This is a genomic window from Pelagimonas sp. KU-00592-HH (assembly GCF_040369695.1).
Lineage (GTDB): Bacteria > Pseudomonadota > Alphaproteobacteria > Rhodobacterales > Rhodobacteraceae > Shimia.
On record NZ_BAABWM010000001.1, the window covers coordinates 888,665 to 900,004 of the forward strand.

Here is an 11,340-nt window from a genome sequence, read left to right on the forward strand (position 1 = left end):
CCCCAAGTGACGCGGCTCAAGACCACCCTTCTTCTGATCGCTCTGACGGCCCTGGCCGCCTGCGACGACCTGCTCCCGAGCCGCCCCGGCCAAACCACCCCCAAGCCGCCGACCACCTCGGCGGCTTCGGAACAGCTGCGTGTCTACTATGCCCATACCGAGACCGATCTCCTGACCCGCGGCCTCCTGCGCACCGATGGCGGCGGCCCGGACACGCCCTTCACCGCCGACATGCTGGCCCGCAACTTCGAACAGATCGCCTTTTTCGACGAATACGCCCGTGGTCAGGGTCTCGAACGCTCCTCCGGCGAAGCCGGCACCCTGCGCCGCTGGTCACGCCCCGTGCGCCTCGCCGTCGAATTCGGCCCCAGCGTGCCACAGGCCATTCGCAGCGAAGACACCGCGATCGTCTCGGATTTCACCGCCCGCCTTGCCACGATCACCGGCCACCCGATCAGCATGGCCAACCGGCGCACCAACTTCCACGTCATGGTCATGGGCGAGGACGACCGCGACTACCTGCTCGACCGCGTCAACACCATCATCCCCGGCGCCAGCACCTCGACGCTTTCGCTGTTCCGCAACCTGCCGCGCTCGATCCATTGCCTTGTCGTGGCCTTCTCGCGCCCCGATGACGACAACGATTACCGCACCGCCATCGCGCTGGTGCGCGCCGAACACCCCGACCTCCTGCGCAAATCCTGCTACCACGAGGAAATCTCGCAGGGCCTCGGCCTCGCCAACGACAGCCCCGAAGCCCGTCCCTCGATCTTCAACGACGATGACGAATTCGCGCTGCTGACCACCCACGACGAGGCCCTCCTGCGCATCCTCTACGATCCGCGCCTGTCCATCGGCATGCCCCTTGATCAGGCCCGCCCCATCATCCGCATCCTCGCCCGCGAACAGACGGGCCAAAACCTTTGAACCTGAAGGAGACCTGACCCATGGGCATCTTCGATTTTCTCACCGGTGAATTCATCGACGTCATCCACTGGGTGGACGACACCCGCGATACAATGGTCTGGCGGTTCGAGCGTGAAGGCCACGAGATCAAATACGGCGCCAAGCTGACGGTGCGCGAAGGCCAGGCCGCCGTCTTTGTCCACGAAGGCCAGCTGGCCGATGTCTTCACCCCCGGTCTCTACATGCTCGAGACCAACAACATGCCGATCCTGACCACCCTCAACCACTGGGATCACGGCTTCAAATCCCCCTTCAAATCGGAAATCTACTACGTCAACACGACCCGCTTTGCCGATCTGAAATGGGGCACCAAGAACCCGATCATCTGCCGCGATCCGGAATTCGGCCCCGTTCGCCTGCGCGCCTATGGCACCTATGCCATCCGCATCACCGATCCCGCCCGCTTCCTGACCGAGATCGTCGGCACCGACGGTGAATTCACCATGGACGAGATCTCCTACCAGATCCGCAACATCATCGTTCAGGAATTCTCGCGGGTGATTGCAGGCTCGGGCATCCCCGTCCTCGACATGGCCGCCAACACCGCCGACCTCGGCAAACTGGTTGCTGCCGAAATCTCCGGCACCCTGTCGGAATACGGCCTCACCATGCCCGAACTCTACATTGAGAACGTCTCGCTGCCCCCCGCTGTCGAAGAGGCAATGGACAAGCGCACCTCGATGGGCATCGCCGGTGATCTTGGCCGCTACACCCAGTTCTCAGCCGCCGAAGCCATGACCGCTGCGGCGCAAACCCCGAACTCCGGCATGGGCGCGGGCCTCGGCATGGGGATGGGCATGGCCATGGCCCAGCAGATGGCCAACACCGGCCCCTGGGGCGCGGCCCCGGCCACTGCGGCCCCGGCACCGCAAGCCGCACAGGCGGCCCCACCGCCGCCCCCACCGGTCGAACACGTCTGGCACATCGCCGAGAACGGCGCCACCAAGGGCCCCTTCTCCAAGGCCGCGCTGGGGCGTATGGCAACCGCCGGGGAGATCACCCGTGAAACCTATGTCTGGACCGCGGGACAAGACGGCTGGAAACACGCCGAAGACGTGGCCGAACTGGCGCAGCTCTTCACCATCCTGCCGCCACCTCCCCCCGGTGCCTGACACCGGGGCCGCCCCCTCTTGCACAAACCGGCCTTTGCGCCTTCAATGCACCTGAAATACTCCCGCCGGAGGCAAGAAAACTCATGGTCGCGACCCCGCCACCACCCCCAACGCCAGAAGACCTGCACCGCTTTCCCTGCGAACAATGCGGTGCCGATTACCGTTTCGATCCAACAAACGGCCAGCTGACCTGCGATCACTGCGGGCACAGCCTGGCGATGGAAGAAGGCGGCCCCGCGATCCGCGAACTCGATTTCCGCAAGGCGCTGGCCGATCAGCTGCCCGCGCAGGAGATCGAGGAAACCCGCGTGGCCACCTGTTCGAACTGCGCCGCAGCGGTCGAATTCGACCCCGCCACCCATGCCGCCGAATGCCCTTTCTGCGCCACACCCATCGTGGCCGACACCGGCACCAACCGGCACATCAAACCCCGCGCGGTCCTGCCCTTTGCCATGACCGAACGCGCCGCCCGCGAGGCGATGAACGACTGGCTGGGCCGCCTTTGGTTCGCCCCCAACGGCCTTCAGGAATACGCCCGCAAGGGCCGTCGCCTCGAAGGCATCTATGTCCCCTACTGGACCTACGACGCCGACACGAAGTCGCGCTACTCCGGCCAGCGCGGCATCGTCTACTACGAAACCCAGTCCGTGATGGTCGATGGCAAACGCGAACAGCGGCAGGTGCAAAAGATCCGCTGGACGCCGGTTTCGGGCCGCACCGCACGCTTCTTCGATGATGTTCTGGTCCTCGCCTCCCGCGCCCTGCCCAAACGCTATACCGACGCGCTGCAACCCTGGGATCTCGGCGCCCTCCAGCCTTACAGCCCCGAGTACCTCGCCGGGTTCCGCGCCGAGGCCTACACCGTCGAGCTGGACGAAGGCTATGACGAGGCCCGCGCGATCATGGACCGCACCATCGAACGCGACGTCCGTTTTGACATCGGCGGCGACCGTCAGCAAATTCACCGCATCGACACCACGGTCAGCGACGTCACCTTCAAGCACATCCTGCTTCCGGTCTGGCTCGCGGCCTATAAATACCGCGGCAAGAGCTATCGCTTCGTGGTCAACGGCCAGACAGGCCGGGTCCAGGGTGAACGCCCCTGGTCGGCCTGGAAAATCACCTTCGCGGTGATCCTCGGCCTGATCCTTGCCGGAACCATCGGCTATTTCGTGGCCCAGAACCAATAGATGACAATGACACCGCATTCCGCCCTGCAAGAGCTTTTGACCACCCGCCATTCCTGCCGTGGGTTCCGCCCCGATCCCGTGCCGCGCCAGGTGATCGAAACCATCCTCGCCGATGCCGGCCGCGTGCCCTCTTGGTGCAACGCCCAGCCCTGGCAGGTCACCGTCACGTCGGGAGAGGCAACCGAGGCCTTTCGCAAAGTCATGCTCACGGCCTTTGACAGCGAAAGCGCCGCCACCGATTTCCCGCCCCCTTCCGGCTATAGCGGCGCCCGCAAGGCCCGCCGCCAGACCTGCGGCCTGCAACTCTACGAAGCTGTCGGGATCGAACGTGCGGACAAGGCCGGCCGCACCGCCCAGATGCGCGAGAACTATGCCTTCTTTGGCGCACCACACGTCGCGCTCATCACCACGGCGGCGGAACTCGGTGCCTACGGTGCGCTGGATTGCGGCGGCTTCATCACCGCCTTCTGTCTCAGCGCCCAGTCACAGGGCATCGCCACCATCCCGCAGGCGGCCCTCGCCTTCTACGCCGATACCGTGCGCGCCCATTTCGACATCCCCGAAGACCAGCTGATCCTCGCCGCCATCTCCTTTGGCTACCGGGATGACGCGCACCCCGCCAACGGCTTTCGCACCGAGCGGGCAACGCTTGAGGAAATGGTCGACTGGCGCGACTAGGCCGGGCTACTCCGCCATCTGCAGGGCCTTGATGGATGTGACATCCACATGGCCGCGCGCCGTTTCGTGAATGCGCTCTGACCGGTCATTGCCGACAACACGGCCCTTGCGGAACAGGAACATCTTGCCCCAGCTCTGCCAGGTGCCCACCGAAGGCGCATCCGGGTCCGTCGGATAGCGCTCCCGCCACCCCTCGGGCAACGGCAAGCCACAGGTCTCGGCGTTCTCCAGCATCCAGACCAGCGGTACATTGGCCAGCGGCCGTGCCTCTTCGAAACCACCCAGTTGCCCGCCGATGTCGCCATGCGAGCCGCGGAACCACACCTGGTCTGCCCGCCCGCCCCAGCCCTGCGGACATTCCCACATGACGGGCTCAAACACTTCCCGCGTTTCGTCCAGCGCCAAAGCGTGAAACCCGTGGCGGATCGAGTGCCCAAGGTGGTGGTTGTGAAAGGCGTGGCGCTCTTCCGTGAAACGCCACAACACCGGCAACCGCAGGCCCAGCGCCTTCACGGTATCCCAGACCCCGATCATCTCGACCTCGGTGTAGGGATGGCAGTGCTCTGCCGCAAAGGCCCGCGCCGCATCGCCGTCCGGATTGCATTCATAAAGCCGGTAAACCTGTCGGATATTACGCTCTGTCGCGCAGGAGGCCTTCACGAGGCCAACCCGATCAATCACCCCCGCCAGCGATCGCACCGCAAACGCCCCGCGGGAATAGCCGAACAGGAAAATCCGGTCGCCCGGGCGGTAGCGGGACGCGAGAAACCCATAGGCGCGGCGGATCTGCCGGTTCAATCCCCGCCCCATCATCACATCCAGCGTATTGCGCCAGCTTTGCCACTGCACGCCCGCCTCGTAATAAAGGGTCATCTGCCCGTTCATTTCCTGCAACAGCCGAAAGGTCCGACCGGCATTGGTCTCGAACCCCGGCTCAAGCGTCGACATGGTGCCATCAAGGATGATCACATGGGTCTGCGGCCCGCGCTTGCGCGTCTTCGTATGGTCCTCGCGCAGCGGTCGCCCGAGCCATCCGAATACCCTCTTACTGAGCCGTGACAGATCCATCCTTCAACAGTTCCCATACTCTTTGCGGCATGAATGGCATATCCGCCTGCCGCACGCCCCGTTCCCACAGGGCATCCTGTACCGCGTTTGCCGTCGCCGCCATCGCGCCAACCGTTCCGGCCTCGCCACAGCCCTTCATCCCCATCGGGTTGGCTGTTGACGGCACGGCCTCGGTGTCAAACACATACATAGGCAAATCTTTGGCTCTTGGCATCGCATAGTCCATGAACGTTGCCGTGAGCAGTTGCCCATCCTCATCATAGCCCACATGTTCCATCAGCGCCTGGCCAACACCCTGGGCAACACCCCCATGCACCTGCCCCTCGGCCAGCATCGGGTTGATAAGATTGCCGAAATCATCGACGACCGTATAGCGGTCTACCTCTACCATACCGGTTTCCGGGTCGACTTCAACTTCGCAGACATGGGCACCATTGGGGAAGGACCGCGCCTCGAGCGTGGCCCGCTCCTCGTGGGTCAAAAGATCGTGACGGCCATCTGCCCGTGCCATTTCGGCGACCTCCAACATGCTTGGGGTCAGGTTCGACCCCTCGGCGCGAAAGCGTTCGTCGTCAAACCGGATCGCGCTTTCGTCGACCCCCATCTTATCCGACAAATAGGGCACCATTGCGGCAATCATCTTCGACACGGTCGCCAGCGTGGCATTGGCCTGCGTCGTGACAGACCGCGACCCACCAGTGCCGCCGCCCTTGGCAATCCGGTCACTGTCCCCCTGAACGACCGAAATCCTATCAACCGGAATGCCGGTCTGATCCGAAAGGAACGTCGCATAGACAGTTTCGTGCCCCTGCCCGTTGCTTTGCGTGCCGACATATATCGTCACCGTGCCATCCTCGTTGAATTCGATCTTCGCGCCTTCCGAAGGATCACCCAAAATACTTTCGATATAGTAACACAGGCCCTGACCACGCAGTTTGCCCCGCGCCGCGCTCTCTGCCTTGCGTGTCTCAAAGCCCGCGCGATCCGACAGCCCGTCAACCCGCGCCAGCACCCTCTCGAAATCGCCCACGTCATAGGTCTCGCCGGTGGAGGCCGCATAGGGAAAGGCATCGCTCGGAATGAAACTCTTGCGGCGCAGCTCCCACGGGTCCACACCCAACTCCCGCGCCGCCCGATCCATCAGCCGCTCCAGCACATAGATCGCCTCGGGGCGACCAGCCCCGCGATAGGCATCCACGGGCGAGGTGTTGGTATAGATCCCCTCCACCCGCAGGTAGGTATCCTGAAGATCATAGACCCCAGCCAGCACGCGGCTGAACAGACGGGTCTGGATGATCTGCCCGAACTGCGAGTTATAGGCGCCGAGGTTGCACTTGCTGTGCACCCTGTAGCCAATCGCCTTGTGATCGGTGTCAAAGGCCATCTCGACCATCGAAACCAAGTCACGCGCGCCATTGTCGGCCAGCATCGCCTCGGTCCGGTCCGCCATCCAGCGCACCGCACGCCCCGTGATCCGTGCCGCCTCCGCGACCGAGAACATCTCGGGATGCACCATCGCCTTCATGCCAAAACCGCCACCCACATCGGGGTTGGTCACCCGCACAAGGTCTTTCGCCACGCCAAAAGCCGCCGCCAGCTGATCCTTGGGCACCCAGACCCCCTGCGCGTTCACCGAGACATGCAGCCGCCCGCCATCCCACTCGGCAAAACAGCCGCGGGTCTCCAGCGGGTTCACGATCACCCGGTTGTCATCCACTTCCAGCGAAACCACATGCGCCGCGCTGTCGAACACCGCCGCCACCTTGGCCTCGTCCCCAAGTTCCCAGTCAAAAGCCCGGTTGTCGGCCACATCCTCGTGCAACGCCTCGCCGCCGGCTTCGCGGGCCATGTGCACGGGCAGGTCTTCATAGTCGAACATGATCATCTCGGCCGCATCGCGGGCCTGCTCGGCGCTTTCGGCCACGACAATGGCCACCGGTTCGCCCACAAAGCGCACCCTGTCCTTGGCAAGCATGTGCCGCACAGGAGCCGCCGCAGGGCTGCCGTCGCGGTTCTCAAGCGTCACCGCAAACATCTCGGTCTTCATGCCCGCCGCCGCAAGATCGGCATAGGTCAGAACCGCATGAACGCCATCGGCCTCCCGCGCGTCTTCGACATCCAGCTCGGTGATCACCGCATGGGCCACTGGCGACCGGAAGAAGACCGCAAACAGCGCATCCCGCGGCGCGACGTCATCGACATACTGCCCCTCACCGCGCAGGAACCGCAGGTCCTCGATCCGTTTCACCGACTGGCTGCGTCCAAACTTTTCCATGCCACTCCCCTCGCGCCTAACATGTTAATGGCAACTCTAGGCTCCATCGCCAGACTGTCCACCCGAAACGCAACGGCACAACAAGGCCCTTGGCCATTTTCGCACCGCCGCAATACCGACGTAATACCGACGTGATACATATGCCGTTTTTCGGCCCCTTGCTCAGGTCCAGCCCTGCGCCTTCACCCAGTCCAAAAGCCATTCCCGGAACCGCCGCGCAGGGGGGCGCAAACCGCTCAGGCTGTCGTAAACCAGATGATACGCCTCACTGCCCGCAACCTCGACACCCGGCAGGCAGGGCACCAATCCGCCCCCCTTCATCACCGCATCACTGGCCGGAGACCGCGCCAGCGCAACAGCTTGGCCTGCCTCGGCAATCCGCATCGACATGATGGTGCTGTCTGCGTGCATCATCCGCCTCTGCCCCGGCATCACCCGCGTCTCGTCAAGGAACTGCGTCCACCCTGATCGATGCGACGCCACCTCGACCAGAGGCCAGTTCAAAAGGTCCGAAGGCTGTGTGATCTGCGCCGCAACCTCCGGGCGGGCCACCGGAAACAACCGCTCTCCCATGATCCGGTCACTTTCTGCGCCAAACGAATGCGGGTTTCCAAAAACAATCTTCAAGTCACTGAAACTGCTATCGAAATCAGAGGCCGAATTGCCCGTGGACAGAACCAGAGACACCCCCGGATTGGCCGCTTCAAAGGCCTCGACACCGCGCGCCAGGATACCATGCGCAAAGATCAGAACGCATTGCACGTATAGCCCCTGCTCGCGGCTCGCACCGAACAGGGCCTCGGTCGCCCCTTCCAGCGTCATCAGCGCCTGTTGCACCGGCGGCAGATAGGCCCGCCCCGCTTCGGTCAGCACCACCGCCTGCGCCTTGCGCTGGAACAGCGGCAGGCCCAACCGATCCTCAAGCGCCTTCACCTGCTGGCTCACCGCCGCTGGCGACATATGCAACTGCGCCGCCGCCCGGGCGAAACTCTGGGTGCGTGCCGCGGCCTCGAAGACGCGCAGCCAGTTGAGGGAAGGAATGCGACTGGTCATGCCTCAAGGCTAAGCAAAACTTAGCCTCTCCCGCAAGAACCATCGTGCTGCGATCCCAAACACTTGCGCTAACCTGCCCCAAAGCGACACAGGACCAATCCGATGAAAAACCTGCAACCCCTTGAAAACGGGCACTTAAACGCATCTCAGAAAGACAGCTACTGGCAAGACGGGTATCTCTTCCCGATGCAGGTGATCCCCCCTCAGGAGGCCGCCACGCTGCGGCGCGAGTTGGAAACCCTCGAAGCCAACTGGCTCGACGCGGACCTGCCCCGCCCCCTCAACACCTACAAGCGCCTCAACGCCAACTGCACCATCTCCCTTACCGCCCGCATCGCCTCTGACCCGCGTGTGCTGGACGTGGTCGAAGGTATTCTCGGCCCCGACATCCTGCTTTGGGGCGCAGAACTTTTCATCAAGGAACCCCACACCAGCGCCTATGTCTCGATGCACCAGGATCTGACCTATTGGGGCATGGGCGAAATCGACGGTCTGGTCACGGCATGGATCGCCCTATCCCCCGCCACCATTGCCTCGGGGTGCATGGAGTTCGTCGCGGGAAGTCACAAGAACCCGATCCTGCCGCATCAGGACACGCACGGAGACAACAACCTCTTGTCGCGCGGACAGGAGATCAAGGTCGAGGTCGCCCCCGAAGACCGCGTCACCGTCGAGCTCCAGCCCGGCCAGATGTCCCTGCACCACGGTCTCACCATCCACGGCTCGGGGCCCAACACCAGCGACGACCGCCGCATCGCCATCGCCATGCGCTTCCTGCGCCCCGACATGGCACAGATGGGCGGCGCGAAAGACTATGCCATGCTGGTGCGTGGCGAGGACCGGTTCGGCAACTTCCATCACTACAACGGGGCCGCCTCGGACTTTTCCGCCGACAGCCTTGCCATGTTCGAAACCATTCGGGACGCGCAAAACGCGATCCTGATGAAGGGGTCGGACCAGAAGGCCAGCTACGACTGAACCAACGCGATTTTCTCAAGCCAAGACAAGCACATGACTGACACGCCCACGCCCCGCCCCAAGCGCCAGCTCTGGAACTACACGCCCCAGCTGCCGCTGCAACTCGCCCCCTACTGGGACTGGCCGCTGCGCCCCCTTGCCTCGGTCAAATACCTGCTGGCAAGCTGGAACCCGATTGCGCAACGCTTCTTCATCCTCCTGATGGCCTTTGTCGTCTGGACATGGTTCACCCCCGATCTCGAACACACCCGGACACTGGCGTTCGACTGGATCTTTGAGATCTGGCTGCGCGACCTCGTGATCCTTCTGGTCATCGCCGGAGGCCTGCACCTCGCGCTCTGGAAATACCGCCTGCAGGACGACGACTACCGTTATGACATGCGCCCGATGATGAAAGGCGCCCGCGCCTTCACCTTCAGGAACCAGGTCTGGGACAACATGTTCTGGACCCTCGGCCCCGCGCTCCTGTTCGTGACCTTCTGGGAGGCCCTGATGTGGTATGCCTATGCCAACGGCTGGGCGCGCATGATCACCTTTGATAGCAATCCCGTCTGGTTCTTCGCCCTGATCCTGCTGATCCCGATCTGGGCAGGGTTTCACTTCTATTGGCTGCACCGCCTGCTGCACGTCGGCAAGCTCTATACCTGGGTGCATTCCTGGCATCACCGTAACATCAACACCGGCCCCTGGTCCGGCCTTGCAATGCACCCTGTCGAAAGTTTCTTCCTGCTGTTTGACACGATGATCTTCTTCCTGATCGCCGCCAATCCGCTGCACGTCTTGTTCCTGGTCTTCCACCACCTGATCGGCGCCCCAACCAGCCACGCAGGGTTCGAACATGTGAAGATCGGCAAGCGGGTGAACCTGCCGATGGGGGATTTCTTCCACCAGCTTCACCACCGGTTCTTCGACTGCAACTACGGCACCTGGGAGACGCCATGGGACAAATGGTTCAACACCTTCCACGACGGCTCGGATGACGGCAACGAACTGGTCAAGGAACGCCGGCGCAAGATCTGGTCCACCAACTGACGCCACTCCAACACCCCAACAAGGGCGGCCCTGCGCCGCCCTTTCCCATCCAAGCGAACAGGACAGGATTATGAGAAACATCTACGACTTCGGCCGCAAACCGGCGCAACGCAACTACACAGTCCGCGATCTGATCGACCTCAAGGGCTCGGGCAAGCGGCTGACCATGTGCAACCCCGCCAACGAGGTCGAAATCCGCGCCTGCGTCGATGCGGGCATCGACCTGCTCACGGTTTGGGACACGCAACTCGACATGGCCCGCCAGACCGCTCCCACCCACTTTCAGGGCGTCGGCATCACATGGGGCCAGTTCGCCACCAAAGAGGAAATCCTGCGCCATGCCATCGACTGCATGGAGCGCGGCGCGGACATGTATTACACCAACCGCTCCTATGACATCGTCGAAATGCTGGCCAAGGAGAGCATTCCGATACAGGTCCACATGGGTCTTGTCCCGACAATCAGCCACTGGGTCGGCGGCCTGCGGGCCTATGGGCGCACCGCCGAAGGCGCGATGGAACTCCTGCGCACCTTCAAACGCTACGAAGACGTTGGGGCCTTTGCCTGCGAAATCGAATGCGTCGCCGAAGACACCCTGCGCCTGCTGAACGACAGGACCTCGATGGTCACCATCTCGCTTGGGTCGGGCAACGCGGGCGACGTGATCTTTCTCTTCATGGCCGACATCTGCGGCGAAGCCGAAAACCCGCCCCGCCACGCCCACGCCTTCGGCAACCTCGCCCGCCTTCACGAACAGATGTACACCGAACGCGTGGACGCCCTGAAAGCCTTCCAATCCGAGGTCACCAGCCACAACTTCCCCTACCCCGCACAGTCGATCACCATGAAAGACGGAGAACTCGACAAGCTGAACGAGGCCCTCGACAAGCTCTGAGGCCACAAAACCGCTGGCTTTGGGCCATTTTCCCCAAAGCCCGCTTTCCCTTTGCCCATGCTTTCGATAAGTGATCCAAAACCATTTCTTCAC

Annotated in this window: 10 protein-coding genes; 7 read left to right on the plus strand and 3 right to left on the minus strand. The window is 62.9% G+C overall.

All coding sequences use genetic code 11. The annotated features are described in order from the left end of the window. Window positions 1-6 precede the first annotated feature (6 nt). From ABWV42_RS04390 to ABWV42_RS04405, 4 genes are all read left to right on the plus strand, one after another. Window positions 7-927 (plus strand): DUF2927 domain-containing protein, encoded by a 921-nt coding sequence (locus ABWV42_RS04390; RefSeq protein WP_353339040.1) that lies wholly within the window; start codon window positions 7-9, stop codon window positions 925-927. A 20-nt stretch (window positions 928-947) separates the two neighbouring features. After that, complete coding sequence (locus ABWV42_RS04395; RefSeq protein WP_353339041.1) at window positions 948-2,078, plus strand: SPFH domain-containing protein; 1,131 nt, start codon at window positions 948-950, stop codon at window positions 2,076-2,078. Window positions 2,079-2,161: 83 nt separating this feature from the next. Beyond that, a complete protein-coding gene (locus ABWV42_RS04400) occupies window positions 2,162-3,268 on the plus strand; it encodes a TFIIB-type zinc ribbon-containing protein (protein WP_353339042.1) in 1,107 nt (368 codons plus the stop codon). Next, window positions 3,269-3,946, plus strand: a complete 678-nt coding sequence (locus ABWV42_RS04405) for a nitroreductase (protein ID WP_353339043.1) — start codon at window positions 3,269-3,271, stop codon at window positions 3,944-3,946. 6 nt (window positions 3,947-3,952) lie between these two features. On the opposite strand, the gene ABWV42_RS04410 is transcribed toward ABWV42_RS04405, so the two are convergent. The 3 genes from ABWV42_RS04410 to ABWV42_RS04420 all read right to left on the minus strand — a co-directional run bounded on the left by ABWV42_RS04410 (window position 3,953) and on the right by ABWV42_RS04420 (window position 8,342). Further along, on the minus strand, window positions 3,953-5,014 hold the full coding sequence (locus ABWV42_RS04410; RefSeq protein ID WP_353339044.1) for a T6SS phospholipase effector Tle1-like catalytic domain-containing protein: 1,062 nt from the start codon (window positions 5,012-5,014) through the stop codon (window positions 3,953-3,955). Beyond that, complete coding sequence (locus tag ABWV42_RS04415) at window positions 4,992-7,289, minus strand: xanthine dehydrogenase family protein molybdopterin-binding subunit (RefSeq protein ID WP_353339045.1); 2,298 nt, start codon at window positions 7,287-7,289, stop codon at window positions 4,992-4,994. Before ABWV42_RS04415 ends, ABWV42_RS04410 begins: the two co-directional genes overlap by 23 nt. Window positions 7,290-7,451: 162 nt before the next feature. Next, window positions 7,452-8,342 carry a LysR family transcriptional regulator gene (locus tag ABWV42_RS04420; protein WP_255104527.1) on the minus strand — a complete coding sequence of 297 codons (891 nt, stop codon included), beginning with the start codon at window positions 8,340-8,342 and terminating at the stop codon, window positions 7,452-7,454. A 102-nt stretch (window positions 8,343-8,444) separates the two neighbouring features. On the opposite strand from ABWV42_RS04420, the gene ABWV42_RS04425 reads away from it, so the two are divergent. The 3 genes from ABWV42_RS04425 to ABWV42_RS04435 all read left to right on the plus strand — a co-directional run bounded on the left by ABWV42_RS04425 (window position 8,445) and on the right by ABWV42_RS04435 (window position 11,247). Then, window positions 8,445-9,320 (plus strand): phytanoyl-CoA dioxygenase family protein, encoded by an 876-nt coding sequence (locus ABWV42_RS04425; protein ID WP_353339046.1) that lies wholly within the window; start codon window positions 8,445-8,447, stop codon window positions 9,318-9,320. Window positions 9,321-9,353: 33 nt separating this feature from the next. Next, on the plus strand, window positions 9,354-10,352 hold the full coding sequence (locus ABWV42_RS04430; RefSeq protein ID WP_353339047.1) for a sterol desaturase family protein: 999 nt from the start codon (window positions 9,354-9,356) through the stop codon (window positions 10,350-10,352). Between the two features lie 70 nt (window positions 10,353-10,422). Then, a complete protein-coding gene (locus ABWV42_RS04435) occupies window positions 10,423-11,247 on the plus strand; it encodes a 3-methyl-2-oxobutanoate hydroxymethyltransferase (protein WP_353339048.1) in 825 nt (274 codons plus the stop codon). Window positions 11,248-11,340 lie beyond the last annotated feature (93 nt).